This window comes from Lewinella sp. W8 (assembly GCF_004375085.3).
Lineage (GTDB): Bacteria > Bacteroidota > Bacteroidia > Chitinophagales > Saprospiraceae > Neolewinella.
Map to the genome: position 1 here is coordinate 471364 of NZ_SNAQ03000001.1, position 18593 is coordinate 489956.

Annotated in this window: 16 protein-coding genes; 7 read left to right on the forward strand and 9 right to left on the reverse strand. The window is 55.8% G+C overall.

Annotation, left to right across the window (positions count from 1 at the left end; all coding sequences use genetic code 11):
* Positions 1-157: 157 nt before the first annotated feature.
* On the forward strand, positions 158-694 hold the full coding sequence (gene dcd / locus E1J53_RS01940) for a dCTP deaminase (protein ID WP_134270294.1): 537 nt from the start codon (positions 158-160) through the stop codon (positions 692-694).
* A gap of 4 nt (positions 695-698) precedes the next feature.
* Positions 699-1547, forward strand: coding sequence for a peptide chain release factor N(5)-glutamine methyltransferase (prmC, locus tag E1J53_RS01945; protein WP_134270295.1), 849 nt, complete (start codon positions 699-701; stop codon positions 1545-1547).
* A gap of 10 nt (positions 1548-1557) precedes the next feature.
* Here prmC and E1J53_RS01950 read toward each other — a convergent pair whose 3' ends face one another.
* Positions 1558-2874 (reverse strand): hypothetical protein, encoded by a 1317-nt coding sequence (locus E1J53_RS01950; RefSeq protein ID WP_134270296.1) that lies wholly within the window; start codon positions 2872-2874, stop codon positions 1558-1560.
* 275 nt (positions 2875-3149) lie between these two features.
* Between E1J53_RS01950 and E1J53_RS01955 the strand changes: the two genes are divergently transcribed.
* A complete protein-coding gene (locus tag E1J53_RS01955; RefSeq protein ID WP_134270297.1) occupies positions 3150-5624 on the forward strand; it encodes an Ig-like domain-containing protein in 2475 nt (824 codons plus the stop codon).
* 34 nt (positions 5625-5658) lie between these two features.
* On the opposite strand, the gene E1J53_RS01960 is transcribed toward E1J53_RS01955, so the two are convergent.
* On the reverse strand, positions 5659-6948 hold the full coding sequence (locus tag E1J53_RS01960) for a hypothetical protein (RefSeq protein WP_134270298.1): 1290 nt from the start codon (positions 6946-6948) through the stop codon (positions 5659-5661).
* A 124-nt stretch (positions 6949-7072) separates the two neighbouring features.
* Positions 7073-7909, reverse strand: a complete 837-nt coding sequence (locus E1J53_RS01965) for a phosphatidate cytidylyltransferase (RefSeq protein ID WP_134270299.1) — start codon at positions 7907-7909, stop codon at positions 7073-7075.
* 225 nt (positions 7910-8134) lie between these two features.
* On the opposite strand from E1J53_RS01965, the gene E1J53_RS01970 reads away from it, so the two are divergent.
* On the forward strand, positions 8135-8476 hold the full coding sequence (locus E1J53_RS01970; RefSeq protein ID WP_134270300.1) for a MerR family transcriptional regulator: 342 nt from the start codon (positions 8135-8137) through the stop codon (positions 8474-8476).
* Here the strand turns inward: E1J53_RS01970 and E1J53_RS01975 are convergent.
* The gene (locus E1J53_RS01975) at positions 8473-9087 is read right to left on the reverse strand and encodes a hypothetical protein (RefSeq protein ID WP_134270301.1); all 615 of its coding nucleotides are present in this window, start codon (positions 9085-9087) and stop codon (positions 8473-8475) included. The two genes, E1J53_RS01970 and E1J53_RS01975, sit on opposite strands and share 4 nt — an antisense overlap.
* Before the next feature lie 62 nt (positions 9088-9149).
* On the opposite strand from E1J53_RS01975, the gene E1J53_RS01980 reads away from it, so the two are divergent.
* A complete protein-coding gene (locus E1J53_RS01980; RefSeq protein ID WP_134270302.1) occupies positions 9150-10106 on the forward strand; it encodes a lysophospholipid acyltransferase family protein in 957 nt (318 codons plus the stop codon).
* Positions 10107-10201: 95 nt separating this feature from the next.
* Here the strand turns inward: E1J53_RS01980 and pckA are convergent, their stop codons facing one another.
* Together pckA and E1J53_RS01990 are read right to left on the reverse strand one after the other, a co-directional pair.
* Entirely contained in the window at positions 10202-11770 is a 1569-nt protein-coding gene (gene pckA / locus E1J53_RS01985) for a phosphoenolpyruvate carboxykinase (ATP) (RefSeq protein ID WP_134270303.1), read from the reverse strand.
* A 104-nt stretch (positions 11771-11874) separates the two neighbouring features.
* Positions 11875-12867, reverse strand: a complete 993-nt coding sequence (locus tag E1J53_RS01990; RefSeq protein ID WP_134270304.1) for an acyl transferase — start codon at positions 12865-12867, stop codon at positions 11875-11877.
* A gap of 85 nt (positions 12868-12952) precedes the next feature.
* Between E1J53_RS01990 and E1J53_RS01995 the strand changes: the two genes are divergently transcribed.
* The gene (locus E1J53_RS01995) at positions 12953-13450 is read left to right on the forward strand and encodes a hypothetical protein (protein ID WP_134270305.1); all 498 of its coding nucleotides are present in this window, start codon (positions 12953-12955) and stop codon (positions 13448-13450) included.
* Positions 13451-13466: 16 nt separating this feature from the next.
* Here the strand turns inward: E1J53_RS01995 and E1J53_RS02000 are convergent, their stop codons facing one another.
* Positions 13467-14270, reverse strand: a complete 804-nt coding sequence (locus E1J53_RS02000) for an alpha/beta hydrolase (RefSeq protein WP_134270306.1) — start codon at positions 14268-14270, stop codon at positions 13467-13469.
* 81 nt (positions 14271-14351) lie between these two features.
* Between E1J53_RS02000 and E1J53_RS02005 the strand changes: the two genes are divergently transcribed.
* Positions 14352-17267, forward strand: a complete 2916-nt coding sequence (locus tag E1J53_RS02005) for a CHAT domain-containing protein (protein WP_173021330.1) — start codon at positions 14352-14354, stop codon at positions 17265-17267.
* On the opposite strand, the gene E1J53_RS02010 is transcribed toward E1J53_RS02005, so the two are convergent.
* Together E1J53_RS02010 and E1J53_RS02015 are read right to left on the reverse strand one after the other, a co-directional pair.
* Positions 17235-17927, reverse strand: a complete 693-nt coding sequence (locus E1J53_RS02010) for a hypothetical protein (protein ID WP_134270308.1) — start codon at positions 17925-17927, stop codon at positions 17235-17237. The two genes, E1J53_RS02005 and E1J53_RS02010, sit on opposite strands and share 33 nt — an antisense overlap.
* A 71-nt stretch (positions 17928-17998) precedes the next feature.
* Positions 17999-18559, reverse strand: a complete 561-nt coding sequence (locus E1J53_RS02015; protein ID WP_134270309.1) for an RNA polymerase sigma factor — start codon at positions 18557-18559, stop codon at positions 17999-18001.
* Between the last annotated feature and the right edge of the window lie 34 nt (positions 18560-18593).

An 18593-nucleotide genomic window follows, 5' to 3' on the forward strand; every position in this document is an offset into this window, starting at 1 on the left:
CGCTTGCCCGACCAATCATCGGTGGGGCGGGGAGCAAGCCCAATCCGTGCTTTCAATCCTCAGCCTTTGCCTCCTCCAGGGTCTCATTTCTCAGCCTTAGCCTAAAATTGAACCTCAATCATCAATTCTCACCCCTCAAATCTCTACCTTCGCTGCCATGATCTGGAGTGATAAGAAAATCCTGGCGGCCATTGACCGCGGAGAAATCGTCATTGAGCCCTTTGACCGGAGTAATCTCGGAACGAACAGCTACGACGTTCACCTGGGCCGTCACCTGGCCTACTACAAGGATCATATTCTGGATGCCCGTAAGCACAACGCCATTGAGCACGTCGAAATCGGAGAGGAAGGATTCATTCTTCACCCGAACACCCTCTACCTGGGGGTTACGCTTGAATACACCGAAACGCACTCGAGTGTCCCCTTCCTGGAGGGGAAAAGCAGCGTTGGTCGACTGGGAATCGACATTCACGCCACGGCGGGCAAGGGCGACGTGGGTTTTTGTAATCACTGGACGCTGGAAATCAGCTGTACTCACCCCGTCCGGGTCTACGCCGGGATGCCCATCGGGCAGCTGATCTATTTCGGGGTAGAAGGTGACATTGAGAATTACTACAACAAGAAGAAGAACGCCAAGTACAATCAGCGCAGTGACCGTCCGATGGAATCCATGATGTGGAAGAATAAATTCTAATTCAGTGCGGACGGATCAACTCACCAAGCACCTGATTGACGAACTGGCTCCCGTCCTGGGCGACGGGGAAGCCGCCTCCGTTGCCCGCCTGGTACTGGAGGACTTGTTTGGCTGGCGGCGGGGCCAGCGGCCCCGCTTACTGAGCCAGGACGAGCAGATCATGGCCTGGACCAGTATCAACCGCCTCAAGGCCGGTGAGCCCGTACAGTACGTTACGGGCGTGGCGGATTTCTACGGCCTGCAACTGACCGTTTCCCCCGCCGTGCTGATCCCCCGCCCGGAAACGGAGGAACTCGTGGAGTGGATCTTGCGGGATCATCCGGGAAACCAGCCCCTGCGGGTGCTGGATTTGGGTACGGGCTCCGGCTGCATTCCCCTCGCCCTGAAGGCACGACGGCCCAGTTGGGAATGCAGCGGCTTAGACGTTTCGGAGGCAGCACTGGAAGTAGCCCGGGGAAATGCGGAAAAATTATCGCTACCGGTTACCTTTCAGGAAGCTGACCTGCTCAACTACGTCCCCCGTCAAGATGATCTCGGGCAGTTCGATCTCATCGTATCCAACCCTCCCTACATTCCTCCCTCCGAGAAGGATCGGATGGGGGCATCGACCCTTGCGCACGAGCCAGACCTCGCCCTGTACGTCCCGGAAGACGATCCGCTGAAGTTTTACCGCAGGGCCGTGGAAATTGGCGAACAGCTCCTGCGCCCCGGAGGAATGCTCTACGTGGAAACCAATGAGTTCAACAACGAAGAAGTCAGTCTGCTATTTACCGAAATGGCTTGCACCAGCGTGCAGCGCCAAAAAGATATGCGCGACAAATGGCGAATGATCCGGGCCACGATAAATGCCTGATCCAGGGACTTTATTTTTCGAATTCGGCGATCTTCTCCTCCAGCCAGGGACGTGAAGCGACGTATTTTTTCTCGGCCAGGTCTTTTTTGAGCTGATCCAGTGCCTTCTGGTCGCCGGGTAGCAGTCGCGTAAGCCGGCGGGTGTAGGACACCAGATTTCGGAATGCCTGCTGGGCCGTGACGGGTAGTTCCTTGTGCCGATTTAGGTAGGCCGTAATGGAGTCGAAGAGGGAGTCCAGGGCGATGTCCTCCTCGGTTTCGTAATAGATGGCCAGCAACATGGTCTTGGCGTTGAGGTTGTAGGTGGTGTTTTCGTACTCCACGTCGCGCAGGAAGTCCAGAGCCTTGTCGTAGTTCTTCTGATAGAAATAAAGGGTAGCGGAATTATAGTTCACGGCGTTTGCCCGTTGCTTGGGGGGCAGGCGATCCTGATAGTTTTCGATGTAGTGTTCCGCCCAGTCATAATCACCGTGACGCAGGGCAATCAGGATGGTATTCCGGAACTGCAGCGGATCGAGCACGCCGTCGTCGTAGACCAGTTCCCGGTCCAGGGCATAGCGGTAAATCTCCAGGTATTCGGCGAGGAACTCCCGGCGTCCCTCATTGATCCGGCGCCGACAGTAATTCAGCCCGGGTTTGAAGAGCTCGGAAGTCTGTTCCGGTGGCAGACTGTCCGTGCGTTCCATCAGCAAGTTTTTGTAGTGGTAATAGGGGGCTTCGGAATCCGTGGTGGTAAGCATTTTATACATGTAGTAATGAATGGCTACCGGAGTGTGGTCCAGATAAGTTTTCGTGGTCTCCAGGAAACGGACCAGCTCGTCCACCAGATGGATTTCGTATTGCTGTTTTTCAGTTTGTGTACGACTTTGAGCATCAACGGCGGAACGGAGTTTTACGACGATGTAGTAAATGTCCAGACTTGAGCTGATTTCTTCCACGTTCGCCCGGTCATACGGACGGTGCTCGTAGTTCACCAGGGAGTACTTGCGCAGCTCCAGTAAATGCCGGTACAGGTAACGGTTGTAATCGGCGTCCTCCTCAAAGGAAGTAATGTTGGCCCAGTTGCGCTCAACCCCCCGAATCAGCTTATCCGGATGCTGCCGTTCCAGTGCCGCCAGGAACAGATAGTCTTTGAGCTTGGGCTCTTCCTCCAGGGACTCCTGCGTCAGGTATTCCCGAACCAGCTTAAAAAGATCGGAAGTGTACTTGCGGAAACGGACGTCATTGTAGGGTTTGGATTTGCCAAAAACGGAGCGCCAAACCTCCACCTTTCCCAGGCTCTTTCCCTTCTGCAGACGCTTGGTGATGTCGTCGTAAAGGGCTAACAAGTCATCATTAGTATTGAAGTAGGGAGACTGGACTAATTTTCGACAGCTTCGCTGCTGATGACGCTCCAAACTACCCAAAAGGCTAATTAACTTATTAGATTTTTCATTCATTGTTCACAAATCTAAGTTCTAAGGCCCTTGTTATCAGCGTGAAACGGTAAATTAGACTGATATATTTTTTTCACGCAATAGTAGCATATTTCTTGATTTCATGCTGGGACATCAAAAGGAGTTGTTATATTGTGGTCCCAACTGGTTTTAATGCATCCCTTCTCATGAACTTGCGGCTCTTTAAGGCGGCTCTGTTTTTGCTGTTGCTAGGCGTTTCTGCGGACGCTTTTGGCCAGCGTGAAGAGATGACGGTCATCAAGGACCAGTCAGCAACTTTCAGCTTTCTTTCCCGGTATGAACCTACCGTTGGGCGACAGCCCGAGAACGGTACGGTGACGATGGTGGAAGACCCCATTTTCAACTATACCCTCACCTACACCCCCGATCCTGGATACGTAGGTGGCGATGATTTTCTACTGGTCAGTTTCCCTTTCGGGGTAAACGTGGCCTTCACCCAGTTTGAGGTGTCGGTGGAAGAGGCGATCATTCAGGCCAAGCACGACGCGGCCTACACCGCCGCCGGTACGCCGGTAACGATTCCGGTAACCAGTAATGACTTCAGTAACACGGGCGACTTTGCCCTGACGGCGGCTCCGGTAGTCAATGCCGGCACGGTGGAAATCGTGGGAGACGAAATCGTCTTTACGCCTAACCCGGGCTTCAGCGGACTGACCGACTTTAACTACGTCATCTGCACGTTGGAAAACACCTGCGACCTGGGAACCGTGAGCGTAACGGTGACCCCCGAGCAGGGAGGTGCGCCGATGGATACCGTACGGGTATTCACCAATCGCGATCAGGCCCAGTTCATTTTCGCTCCGGAAGGAGCCACTCCGCTATCTACTCCCGAGTACGGCGAAATGACCCTGATCGACGGAGTAATGGCTTATGCTCCCCACGAAGATTTCGTCGGGGAAGAGTACCTCGCCTACGCTTCCGACGACCAGGAATCACCAATGGTCTTCCACATTACCGTGCTGGACCTCAGGGAAAACGAATTTGCCGAAGAAGACCGTACTTACACCACCGTTGACGCTCCCGTCACGCTGAACGTATTGCACAATGACCTGTACAGTGTGTTCGCGGATTGCGTGGAATTCGGAGCTCCGGAATTTGGCGTTCTGGTCAATACTGGTGTTCACGGACAGGTTACCTACCATCCTCCCGCCGGATGGTCGGGTGTCGATCAGTTTACCTACACCTCCATGGCTCCCGGCTGTGAGGGAGAAGCCGAAGAACAAACGGTCTACGTTTTTGTCTCGAACTTTGCTCCGGACCAGGAAACGGCTACGCTGACCACTCCGGTTGGGGTTCCGCTGGATTTGACCTACAGCAGTCCCGGCGGCAATGCCTCCTGGAGCGTCGTGGAACAGCCCAGTTTCGGATTAGTGATTACCGATCCGGTTACCGGAAAATTACGGTACACGCCACTACCCAACGCGGTGGGACAGACCGATGTCTTGACGTTGGAATACTGTCTGAGCAATGATGAAAGCAACGGCTGCGAGTTTAGCAGTACGGTAGAGGTTTCCATTAACGTAACGGCCGAAGACCCGAACGCCTGCCTCGACGAAGATTGTGTGTGGCCGGGAGATACGAATAACGACGGTGTTGTGGACGTTGGTGACTTGCTGCCCATCGGCCTGGCCATGGGACAGTCGGGCACGCCCCGCCTTACCGCCAATCCCGGTGGTTGGGGAGCACAATACGGCGAAGACTGGGACGAAGACCTGAACGGTGTAGACCTGAAGCACGTTGATGCTAACGGCGACCAAATCATCAGTTCTCTGGATACCCAGGTGGTGATGAATAACCTCGGGTTGGCCCACCGCTTACGCTCCGTTCCCCAAAACTTCACCACCTTCGAACTCAGCCTCAGCGGCACGCTGATCGCCGAACCCGGAGATCGGGTGGTTCTGGACATTGTTGCCGGTAACTCGGTGGTGATCACCGAAGACGTATACGGCTTCATTTTCCCCTTCACCTATGACCCCCGGGCCGTGGACGCCAGTGGGGTGGACATCGTCTACGGCGAAGACAGCTGGGCCAGCTACGATAGCCCGATTCTCTCCCTCACCAAAAACGACCCCGGTCGTGGCCGCATTCAGAGCGCCTTTACGAGAACCAACGGTGAGGGCATCAGTGGATTCGGAAAGATCGGTGAACTCAGTGTAGTGATCACCGAAGACGTTTACGGTTTCATCGATGACTATGAAATCGCGGACCAGGATAACGGCCCCGAGACGGTACTCACCCTCGGTGGCGAAACCGCCGCAGTGATGAACGGAGCCGGCCACATGGATGCCGTGCATGTCAATCCCTTCAACCTGACGATCCGCCGCCAGGCACCCACCGAAGTGGCCGATTACGACCCGGTGGCGGCCAGCGTTTACCTGGATAACAAACTGCAGGTATACCCCAATCCCACCAGCGACCGCCTGGTGGTGCACCTGAACGGCCAACAGAAATTCACTACCCTGACGCTAACGGACATTACCGGGCGTACCCTCCGGTACGAGACGGGTCTGGAGACCAACCACCGGGAACTGCGTCTGGGAGACCTCCCCAACGGTATTTACACCCTGAGCCTGACGACGGACGACGGGGTGGTGAACCGCAAGGTTGAGGTCGTTCGCTAATTTTTATTTCACACGGCGGTGATTTTAGTCCACGCTATAGCGGCTGTAATCCCATGCCCGTAACCGTGCTGAGGGGCAGGAGTTGGTAGCCGTCGTATTCCCCGAAAATGGAAAAAGCCCGTCCGCCACTGAGGGCGAGCAAGGAAAAGGTGTTCTCGAAGTCCGGATGGATGGGAAGAACCTGATGGTCGGCGTCCAGTAGTCCGTACTGTTGGCCCTTAACGGCCAGTTTTACGCCCTGGAAGTAGACCGGATAACTCAGCAACCAGGGGTTAACCGCCAGGGCGCGCCGGTAGTTGGTGTACATGTCGGTAATCCGTTCATACCCGCGCAGACCGTCATACGGCCGGCCGCCGGCCGTAGGGTAGGGGAAAAGGGCTCGCTGGGCGTAGCTTCCCGGGTAGTAATGCATACTCCCCGTAAAGCTGGCCCCGAGGGGCCAGGACCGATCAAACGGCCGTTCACCAAAGGTGTAATCCAGCAGGAGCGCAAACCTCCGGGATCGCTCTCCGCGAAACCAGGTCCTTCGATAGGTGAGCTTTTCTTCCCGCCCCGTCTTGCCGCCCACGACGAGCCAGTGGTCCACCAGTCCTTTTTGTTCCAATACCTGCTCCTTCTTGGGCAGTAGCCCGCCGACCTGAAGCAACTCTTCCTGTCGGTCGACGGGGAGCTGATGCCTTTTTTTCCAGGAGCGGACAAAGAAAAACAGGTCGCCCAGCGTACGGGCGATGGCGGTTTCTTTATCCCGGGCGGTAAGCCCGGCGATTCGGCGCAAGCGACCCGCCGGGCCGGGTAGCTTGGCGTCCTGCAGGCGGGCGGCGGCGGCGTGCCACACCTCTTCCCGTAGGGCCATGGTGTCCGCAATCCCTCGGCGGGCGTAATCAATGAGCCGTACTTCCAGATCATCCACACCGGCATCCATGAGGGCGAGCCGCTCGGCTCGTCGGTCCGACCGGGGCGGCGCCTTGGGGGACGTAGCGGGCTTGCGCTGTTTGTCCAGTTGAAACTGGAGGCTGCGGAGCCAGGTCGGGGGTTGGCCCACCGTGATCCGGTCCTGTCCGTTCTTGAGGATCATCACCAGCGCCAATCCGTGGGTGCAGGGGCGGTTACGGGCGCGACAACTACAGAAGAAACGACCCTCGGTGAGGGCTACGGCCGTTTCGATGGCCTTGTTGTGGCCGTAGAGAAATTCGCCCCACATCCACTGGCCGTCTCCGCCAAGGAGCCGCCAGCGACGGCTGTAGAAAAGCCGCCGGGCTACTTCCAGGCTTTTTGCGTCCGGAGCCAGCCGCAGCAAATCGTCGGGAGAAGTGAATCGGGCCATAGGGCCAAGTTAAGGTGCAAAACCAGAAGACTTTGCTCTGAGTGAGGACTGTGCACCCGCGTCCCGCCATAAATCATCAATGACCCTTGCCTGGAGACCAACAAATTGAAAGGCGGCCTCAAAATTAGCGCAGGTACAAAAGGTAAGCGGTGGCGAAGGGAATTACGAAGATGAAGGCATCGAAGCGATCCAGAAGCCCCCCGTGCCCGGGCAGCAGATTACCACTGTCCTTCACCCCGACGCTGCGCTTAAGCATACTCTCGATGAGGTCGCCGAGCCCTCCGAAAATGGCCACGATGAGGGCCAGTCCGATCCACTGCCCGACCGGTATTTCGGTAAACACCAGTCCGAGTAAGTAGCCAAAGACCACGGTGGTGAGAATCCCGCCGGCGGTGCCCTCCCAGGTTTTTTTCGGAGATATACGCGGGAAAAGGGGCGTCTTACCAAACTGGCTGCCGACCAGGTAAGCACCCGTATCGTTCACCCAGGTGAGGAGCAGGAGACCAAAGACGATGCGGTAATAAAAATGGGGGCCGTCAAAGGCGATAAAGTGCAGCAGCGCAAAGGGGATGCCGATGTAAAAGAGGCCCAGGATCAGGTACCCGATGTTCTCAAAAGGGAGCTTGCTGTTGCTGTACAGCTCGTAGATGAAGATGAGGAAAACGAAGGGAGAGAAGAGAAGACTGGCGAAGGAAATAAAGGTTTCCGGGTCCTGCACCTCCACCAGGGAAAGTACGGAGGTAAAGACGAAGGGCATCAGTCCCAGGGCAACGCCCAGGGCCTTGCGCAACTGATCCCGGCGCGTGGTCCGGTCCAGCGTCATGCCGAAAAACTCCCAGAGGCAGCCGGCCGTGATCACGAAAAATAATAAGCTGAAGGTGTAGGGTCCCGTGTACAACCCCGCAATCATGATGATGACGAAGATTATCGCGGTGACTAGTCTTTTCCAGAGTCCTTGCATGAAAACTTTAGTGCTAAAGCAGTTGGCAATATACTAGCTTAAAATAATTGCGGTGGTTTGGCGCGCACGCAGGTGCCGTGATTAGCGGTAAAAAGCCGGATATCTACCGTTAGAAGGTCATTGTGGCACCCGTAGTTCGAACCGGAGGGCATCTTTGTCTTCAATACCGCCTTACCGAAGCTTGGGTAATTATGCCTATCTTTTCCACCCCAAACCCGGAGATCGATGGCCAAGGAAAAGTCGGACGAAGACCTCAAACTTTATTATTCTATCGGTGAAGTCGCCGAGCGACTCGGCGTTAAGACCTCCCAGTTGCGCTTTTGGGAAACCGAATTCGGGCACATCAAACCGAATAAGAACAGTCGCGGAGACCGCCGATTCACCAAAGAAAATATTCGCCAGCTAGAGGAGATTCAGTACCTTCTGAAGGAGCGGGGGTTTACCATTGAGGGAGCACGTAAGGAAATTGCTGCGGGAAAGAAGCCCGCTCCGGACCGCCAGGAAATGATCAACCACCTACGCAACGTGCGGGCCCGACTGGTAAAAATGCGGGAAGATCTGGGCTAATACGACAGGTAACTCTGGCACCTTTCATTTTTCACGGGTGCCCGTCCCTTACCCCGGTACCAACAATCCCCGTAGATCGAACAGTAGCAAAATTCGATCGATATCTTATCGGTTACCTCGTTGATTTTCTGGGAAAATCCGTCCGTGGACTTGCCGGTGATTTCCAGCGTGAAAATGGTGTAATCCTTATCCGGGCTGAGTACCAGGCTGTCCACTTGTGAATTACGTTGAGTTTGAACGGAAAATGTGGGCTCCTGCGCTACGAGTGCATCGTCCATACTGTAGGACTCCCACGGTGCACCATCGTAGAAGTAGTGAACATCCCCCAGAATGGCCGGGCCTACCCCCTTATTGCGTAAAAGACAGGATAGCAGTACGGATGAATCGTTTTGGTAGTTGATTACAGCAGAGGTTTCCACGTAAGGCCAGGCCGAGGCACTTTTTTGTTCGGCCTGCAGGTACTGCTGATCCCGGAGGACCCTTGCTTCGTAAATGGATACGGCGGTACCGATCAGGCTGATCAGTACGGCGACCAGAGAAATGAGCAGAGACCGGTCAATCCGGCGGTTGAGCTTGGCGTCGGTATTACCGGGTGACTCTTGGGTTTCCATGTCCTAAATTTAGGTGATCTGCGCTTAGGAACAACTCCTGAAGCCTACCTTCGCCTCCCGATATGGCCTACATCATTTATTACCTCATCATTTTACCCCTGAGCTGGTTACCGCTGTCGGTGTTATACGGCCTGGGCCGGGGATTATACTGGATCGGATACCGACTGCTGGGTTACCGTAAGCAGGTGGTGTATTCGAATATCCGCGGTTCTTTCCCCGAATGGACGGAAGCGGAAGTCCTGCGACAGGTAGACGAGAACTATCGCTTCTTTTTTGATTCGATGGCGGAGTCCATCAAGCTATTCTCCATGCCCCGGAAAGAAATGGTGCGTCGCTGCCGGGTAGAAAACCCGGAGATTGTGGAGCACCTGGCCAAAGCGGGGCGCAGCTGTATCGTTATGGGGGCGCACTACGCGAACTGGGAAATGGCGGCCCTGGCTTTTCCACTGCAGTTTACGGGCCATACGGTGATGGGAATCTACTCCCCGCTAAAGAACGAAACACTGGATCGACTCATCGGGGCCAACCGCTCCCGCACGGGCACCCTGATGGTGTCTCGGCGGAAGGTCACTGAATACTTTGACGAAAACCCGGCGGGGCCGGCCATCGATTTCTTCATTGCGGATCAGTCCCCCAGCAATGCTGCCTGGCAGAAGGTCCACTGGAGTCCCTTCTTGCACCGCAATACCCGTTTTTTAGCGGGACCGGAGCGCTATGCGGTCCGGTACGACCGCCCGGTATATTACGTTACCCTCCGGATGGAGAAGCGAGGGCACTATGTGGCCCGTTTACTACCCGTGACGGATACTCCGCGGGATACGCCCCGGGGTTTCATTACGGAGGCCTTTGTGCGGCAGTTGGAAAAAGAGATTCTGCGCGACCCGACGCCCTGGCTCTGGACCCACCGACGGTGGAAACGCGGGGAAGACCCCGCCGCAATGGAAGCGATGGCGGGCAAAGCCTACCTGCCGGCGGAGTACGACCGGGACCTCCGGGCAAGTAAGGAGGCCGGGAGGTGATGCTTTAATCCTCTGGTTGGTTCCAAAAAATATCCCGAATTCCAGTACGAACTGAAATTCGGGATCATCGGGACCAATAAGTCGCTTTAGCGGCTCTAGACGGCCGGACCGGCTTCCACGACGAGTGGCTCGGCTTCGGCGGCGAACTTGGAGAAGTTCTTCTGGAACAAAGCGGCCAGCTTATTGGCGGCCACGTCGTATTCTTCCTCGTTTTTCCAGGTGTCTCTGGGGTTGAGGAGGGCATTGGGTACGTCGGGGCACTTCACGGGGCGGGCCAGGCCGAAGCGGTCGTCGGTAGTGTACTCTACGTGGTCCAGTGCACCGTCCAGCGCGGCCTTGATCATGGCCCGGGTGAACGATAATTCGATCCGGGATCCCTCACCGTATCCTCCACCGGTCCAGCCGGTATTGACCAGCCATACGTTGATGGGCTGCCCTTCCTCGGCGCTATCCTTGAGCTTTTTTCCGAGCATGTCGGCGTACACCGTGGGGTGAAGTGGGATGAAGGGAGCGCCGAAACAGGCGGAGAAGGTAGCCTGAGGCTCGGTGATGCCGGCTTCGGTACCCGCAATTTTAGCCGTATACCCACTGATGAAGTGATACATGGCCTGTTCGGGGGTAAGCTTACTGATGGGAGGCAATACACCGAAGGCATCACAGGTGAGGAAGAAGATATTTTTGGGCAGGTCTCCGCGGCTGTTGTACATGATGTTATCGATGTGGTAGATCGGATAACTCACGCGGGTATTCTGGGTGATGGAGGCATCGTGGTAGTCGGGGGTATGGCCATCCTGCTGCAGCCCGATGTTTTCCAGCAGGGCCCCGAATTTGATCGCCCGGTAAATCTGGGGTTCCTTCGCTTCGCTGAGGTCAATGACTTTGGCGTAGCAGCCGCCTTCGAGGTTGAAGACGTTGGCTTTACTCCAGCCGTGTTCGTCGTCGCCGATCAGGCGACGGTCCGGGTCGTTACTCAGCGTAGTTTTACCGGTGCCCGAAAGACCGAAGAACAGGGCCGTGTCTCCCTTGGTACCCACGTTGGCCGAACAGTGCATGCTCAGCACTTCCCGCTGGGTGGGCAGTACGTAGTTGAGGACGGAAAAAATGCCCTTCTTGATCTCACCGGTATAGGCCGTGCCGCCGATGAGAATCGTTTTTTCGGTGAAGTTGATGATGGAGTAGTTCTCCTGACGCGTGCCGTGGACGGCCGGGTCCGCCAGTACGCCGGGGAAGGCGTAAATGGTCCACTCGTCCGTTTGCAGTTGTTTGTTGGTTTCCCCGTCGGGGCGGAGGAACATGTTGTAGGCGAACATATTTTGCCAGGGGAACTCGGTGAAGACCCGGATGTTGATCCGGTACTTCTGGCTGGCACAGGCGTAAGCGTCGCGGACGTATACTTCGGGGAGGTCCGCTGCGTAGGCCATGGTTTTTTCCTTCAGCTGTCGGAAGGTGTCCTGGGTGATGGGGATGTTGATGTCTCCCCAGTCCACGGTTTCCCGGGTGATCTCGTCTTCGACGATGTAGCGATCCTTGGGGGAGCGCCCCGTGAATTTCCCCGTGTTGATGATCAGCGCACCCGTGTCGCTGATCTTGCCCTGACCGTCGCGGATGGTGGCCTCAACGAGGGCCGCGACCTTCAGGTTTTCCTGGAGGTTTGAATGTTGCATGTAATTCGGCTTTATTTGGTGGCGCAAAGGTAGCGGTGATCGGCGGATTCCAAACCTGATCGGACCTGTTTTTATTGTCAATTATTATCCTTTCCGCTGCGGAGTCAGAGGTCGCGGACCAGCAGGTTGCAGCCCCGGACATCAGAATGGTCCATTCGCCCCAGGACCTCGAAGGTGCCGTTCGGGTGGACTATCCCCAGGTCATCGGTAGCGATGAAGGAGATGGTGTCCAGATTGGCCAGATCAATGAGGTTGAGGGTTCCGGTTTTCCCGACGGGGGCGGGACTTAGTGGGTCCGTGAGTTGGCGGGCGAAGGCCCTCAGGGTTGGGGCGGGGTAGAAGATGCCGGCTTCCGGGGCGTAGGCCTGACTGAGCAATTCCGTCATACCGTATTCACTGTGGATGGTAGTGGATTGAAAGGCCCGGCCAAGCCGTTGGTGGAGTTCCGGTCGGGTAAGTTCTCGCCGGCGGCCCTTCATGCCACCGGTTTCCATGACGAGGGTATGGGCCAGGGATTGGGGGAACTGTTCGGCCAGGTCGAGGAGCGCGAAGCTGACGCCAATCAATAGGGGAGGGAGGGTTTCGTCGGTTAATTCCGCCAGGCGGTGGCTCAGTTCCCGGAGGTCGTGGAGGAAAAACCCCGAAGCGGGGTGCTGGCTTCTCTGGATGAAGTCATCGGCCATGAACACCAGGCTGGAGCCCGTGCGCTCCAGGTAGGCGGGCAGCAGGGCCAGAACCGCCCGACCCCGCAGCGGGCCATAGATTTCTTCGAATGCCCGTCGGGCGTTTTCCCGGTACCATGCTTCCGAGCGGAGGAGATGATGGCTGGTGGTGGCTCCCGTAGTACCACTGGAAGTGAAGACTTTGGCGGGCTCCCAGGTGCCCGATTGCAGTCGATATCGCTTGAAAAGGGAGATGGGCAGAAAGGGAATGTCCGTCAAGCGGCGGACCGAAGGCGGAGAAACACGCAACAATTTGAGATATTCGGCGTAAATATTGTTGCAGGCTGCCTGATACCGGAACACCTCCAGGGCGAGTGGCTCGAAGGTGTCGGGACTGACTTCCTGAATTAGACGCGCGAGTTCTGCTCGATTCATCTGGAGGAGGTAAGCAATCGGGTGGCCGTTGTGCATTTTACTGGTTGGCAACATCCATACCACCAAAATTCATAATCATCTTAGTATGCAATACACCCGATTTGCACTTTGGTTGTTGGCCTGCCTGACGATTGCCTCCTGCGTCAACCCGCCCGAATTCCCAGTGGAGCCGGTGATTACCTACGAGGGCATGAATAAGAGCGAGATTTATCAGTTCACTAACGGTCCTCTGGATAGTATTACCATCCAGTTTTCCTTTACGGACGGTGACGGTGACCTCAGCCAACTCGACAGTGACAGCATTGACATTTTCGTCGAGGACAGTCGCCTGGGCATTCAAACGCCCTTCAGCCTACCCCTGATCCCGGAAGAAGGAACGGGGAACGGCATCAGTGGGGATATCTTCATCACCATCGTCAATACTACGGGTATCTGCTGCATCTTCAATAACCGGCTTTGCGCGGCGGACGAGCGTTTCCCCGTGGATACCTTTTCCTACTCCATCCAGATTGTTGACCGCGCGGGGAACTTCAGTAACGTAATCCGGACCGACCCGATCAACATCCTCTGTTTAGGCCAATAGGGAAACCGGCGGCCCGCTAGGGTCGTAATCCCTCCTGAATAAATTCTTTTACTTCTTTTTCCGCCAGCTCGCCGAACATCCATCTTCCGGCGTCCAGATGGGTGCCACCGGGCAGGGTATGGAATTGCACGCGATGCCCGGTTCGTCGTAGGGCCTCCGCAAATACCTGTGAGTGTTCGTAGCTGACGGTGGCATCGGCCGTTCCGTGCAGCAAGTACCAGGCGAGGTCCGCCCTAGCTGGGGAGGGCAGCTGCTGCACGGGATCAAGTGTCGGGTAACGGGAGAAGAGCGCGGGTGGCCAGAGATGGGCAAACGAAGTGGGGGCCGCACATATGAGGGCTTTGTGGGGTGTGGATGACCAGCCGGCGCTCGTCCACCATTCCGGATGACAAGCGAGCAGGGCGGCCAGGTGTCCGCCGGCACTGATGCCGCCAAGGTGGAGGGCCCCTACATCCGCGGAGACGGCGGCGTGGGAGATGGCCGCCCGGCAATCATCCACGATGTCGGGTAGCCAGACCCGGGGAGGTCTGCGATAACTGGGCATCAGCACCCGAAAGCCCTTCTCTAGCCAGGGAATGGCCGCGGGAATGAAGGTTTCCGGACGTCCGAAAGTCCAGGCGCCGCCATGAAAGTAGAAAGCATGTCGATCGGGTCGAGCCGGGCCGGCGGCGGGTAGAATTTCCAGATAGTATTGCCGGGAATGCTTTCCGTAGGGGACGGTATTGACCCGGATGTCCATTTGTGCGCGTGTCCGGTGACAGGCCCGCCAGTAGGCGGGTAACTGCAGGGCGTTAAAAATGGCTGAATGCCGGAAGTCCATCAAAAATATGGCGTAATTTGCTTCGTCCCCCCTATGTTGAAGAGAACACAATTACACAACTACTCCAGGACGTTTTGGTTGATGCTGCTCCTTCTGATCAGCATGGCACCTGCGGTGACCGCCCAAACGGATGATGGCGCCAGTCTGGAGGTGCTGATTGATCAGTATTATAATCAGGAATATGCTGCGGCAGCCCGGAAGTTTCCCACGCTGCTGCGGAAACTGCGCCGGCAGGAGCCATCAGCGATCCAGGCTAAGGCGGAGCTGTACTACGGGGAGTGCCTGTATGAACTTGGCCAGTATGATGCCGCTGCGGAACAATTTCTGGCCAGTGAGCGCTTGGTCAAATCGGCGGGGATTGATTCCACTCAGCTCGATTTTTACTACCTCATCCTGCAGGCACTGGGCACTTCCTATGGCCACCGTTCTCCGGAGGGAGTTGCCTATTTTGAACGGATGGCGAATTATGTCTACGCCCATCAGGCCGATGACGCCAAGGCCGTGGCGGACGTCAAGTATGCGGAAGGAATGATGGCCGCTCATCGGGGGGAGGAGGACCTGGCCATCCGGAAAACGGAGGAGTCGCTGGCCATCGGAGAGGCAGTGTTCACCCCGTTGGACTTCTGGTCGGCCTACAATAATTTGGCCGTACTGTACGCCGATCAACAGGACTATGAGAAGGCGCTTTCTACGCAGCGAATGGCCTTATTGTGGGCTACGGCTCCCCGGGATTCCATTGAAGGCTTGTTTAATGAGGTCCTGCTACGGCTGGAACTGTTTGAGCTGACCGAGGCTGAGCGCATTTTGGCTAAGGCAGGTCGGTTAGTTGAGCAAGAAACGGCCCCGTCAGATAAAGAACGACTTACTTTCCACTCCTACTCGGTGCTACTTTACAGTACCCTGGGGGATGACGAGAATTTTGCGCGGTCGCTGGATGCCATGGGCACCTTTTTTGCCAGGTACCCCGAATTCAAGCGGAGTAATCGCTACCAGCGGTACTGTAATTTTCGGGCCAGCTACCACCTTTTGGCCCGTCGGGATAGTGTAGCAATGGAATGGATTGCGCGAGGGGCAGAAGCTCAGGATATTTCGGAGTTCGACTATGACCTGTTTACCTCCCGTTTGCTGCTTCAGGCTAAAGCACTGGTTCGGAGGGGGGATTTTGAAGCTGCCGCCAATAACTTTTTTTATTTGTTAGCCTTTGAAACGGACCCCCGGATAGATTACCGCGTGCCTAAACCCCTACACGACTTTTCCCAAGACCCTCTTCCCGCCAACCTACGCGTCCTTAAACTACTGACCGAGCGCTCCGCCATGTTTTCCCGTTGGGGGCTGGACACGAAGGACCAGATTTACGACCAGTACGCCAAACGGGACATTGCCCTTGCGGATAGTCTACTGAAGGTTATTCGTCGAGAGGCCGATCAGGCAGCCTTTCGCCGTCAGTTGGATGAGGCGGCGCTGGAATTGAGAAAAATTGAAGTGGGCGTAGCCTGGCGGAGTTACCGTCGTCAGGCAAATGCTGAAGACTTGCGGGTGGCGCTTGACGCCAGCGAAAGAATAAAGTATCTCGGCATCACCGAAGCGCTACACTTCAATAAAATGCAATTGCTCTCCGAGCGGGGAGGTGCATTGCTGATGGCGGAAAAAGAGGATCGAAAAATTCTGGACTCTCTGACCCGACTGGTCGGAAACTTGGAGCTGGACCGTAGTCGATTGCCCGGTCTTGAGCGGGCGGTCAAGGAGGTTCGTTCCCGGCAGGACGCCCGCATGGACTCTCTCCGTTTCGCGAATGATGGCTACCTGGAGGAGCGAGCAAATTTTGGCCGGGTAAGCCTGGAGGATATTCGTCAGAATATTCTCCGGGAGGATGAGGTGCTCCTGCACTTCGTCGATCAGGATAGTCTGGTGTACATCATCATGGTTTCTGCGGAGCGGACCGGATTTACCCGGGTCCGGATTCCGGGAGGATTAAATAACCGGATTCCGGCATTGTTGGAGGACATGCGGGCAGAGGACAATCGCGTATACGAGCAGTTACACGACTTTTACGTCCAGCTCATTGCGCCCTTCGAGGTAGACGTACGGAGTAGGGACCTGGTCATTGTCCCGGACGGTAATCTGGGATACTTACCCTTTGGCGCGCTGTTGATGGAGGCTCCCCGGGAGGGGGAGTCCAGCATGGACTACGCCTATCTGATCAAAAATGGAGCCATCCGTCATCTGTTCAACATGCGTTCGGGGCAGCTTTACGAGGAAGTAAGACCAGCTGCGCCGGATCGGGAGATGGCGGCCTTCATGCCCTTTATCGACCGGGGGTATGCGGATATGCCAGCACTCCCCTTCAGTGCGCTCTCTGCGGACTATCTGGAGGAGTTATTGGGAGAAGAGGTTAAAATTACCCGGGGAGAAGCCGCCCGGGAGGCGGCCTTCTGGGATCTGGCACCACGTGCCAGAGTACTCCATATCGGCACCCATACCCGCATCAATAACGAGCAACCTGAGGCATCCGGCCTTTATTTCTTTCCCGATACCGGAGAAGAGGTAGCCCTGATCGATGCCCAGGAAATATCGAACAGCTCTTTGCCAGCGGATTTGGCGTTCGTGTCGGCCTGCGAATCCGCCAACGGCCGCTTATTCAAAGGTCGGGGTATTGCGAATCTGGCTCAGGCATTCGCTACGGCGGGCGTCGGTAACCTGGTGGTCAACCTATGGGAGGTCGGAGACGAAACCTCCTTTTACCTACAAAAAGATTTTTACGAAGGCATTTACGAATTGGGGTTGCCTAAACACCAGGCCCTGCAGCGCGCCCAACTCGAATACCTAGAGCGAAGTGGGGATGGCGTTCATCCCGCCAACTGGGCGACGATGATTTATATCGGAAATGCCGACCCACTGGCCGGGCAGAACCCTATCTGGCCGTTGATGCTGCTGGGAGGGCTGGTAATTGGAGCGGTGATACTCCTAGGCCTTTCTAAGGTCCGCCAAAAGTCTTGAGGTAGCTTTGCCCATTTTATCCCTGATGCCCGACACTGCTTCCAGGTGAGGAATGGCTTTTTGGGGCTCCCGATTGTCCAGGTAGGCCAATCCGATGACGTAATGACACTTTCGGTAAAGGGCATCGGTCGTGGGAAGTGAGGCCAGAAGGGGAGTAAGGAGTTGAATGGCTTTCTGCGGGGCACCTCCTAACCAGTAGGCGCTTCCCTCATAAAATTGAAAGAGCGGTTGATTATCCGGATCGGCATCGGCGGCTAGCTCATGCCATAGTTCCGCTGCTTCAAGCGCTGCCCCACCGTGGTAGAGCCTCATCGCTTTGGTAATGAGGGCTGCTTGATTGCCGCCAGAGATTTCGGGTTCTACCTCCCCCCGCTTTACGCTCAGGGTTTCCGTACTGAAGGGTTGGCGGAGCTCATCCGCTAAAGCCAGATAGCTATCCTGCTGGGTTCCGCGGAAGAGGAAGGCACAAACCAGGACCACGATAATGGACGCTGCGATGGAAAAGAGTGTGCGATAGCGAAGCGGACGGTGTTTTCGGAACTGGGCATCAAGGCCACGGCGCACATTGCGGTGACTATGGGCAAAGTTTTCGAACTTTTGCTGACCCGCCGCGGCGAAGCGGTCGAATTCAGCGGGATCAAAATCGTTCCGGGAAGACATCTCTACGTTTAGTTTCTGGAAGGTCGGTAGCTAAAGGGGGAGGAGACCTGGGTCAGGGTAAACGCGTCGGGTCAGAGGGTTTGACATCGCCGACGCAGGGTTTTTTTTGCTCCGTTTAAATAATTATACACGGAAGTTACGGGCCATTGGTGCAGTTGTGCGATTTCTTCGGCCGATTGTTCGTGAAGAAATCTTGCCACGATAACTATCCGTTGTTCTTCCTTAAGACGAGTAACTTCCCTAATTAGGATGTTCCACCGTGGATCTTTTTGAAAATCGTACGCTGGGGTTCCTTCTTCCTGGGTGGGTTCAAGCCGGACCTCTTCCCAGAAGTCGTTCATTTTGCGGTCATTGGACCGCAAAATATCCAGGTAACGATTCCTGGCGGCGGTGACTAACCAGGGGAGGATTTTTTCAACGGTTTCGCCGTTCTTAATCTTTTCGCTAAGCTTGGTGAAGGCAATGATGCAGACATCTTCGGCATCGCGGTCATCCTTTGAATAGTTGCGGATGTAGGCCAGGAGGTCTTTATCGTACTTTTCGTAAATCCGTTGAAAAGCCTTGCCACTTCCTTTACGGTAATGGGCCTGTAGCTCCTCGTCAGTATAGGTCTGCCGACGATTGAATTTCATCGTAGGGCAAGAACGTTTAGGGTGTAATGTGAAT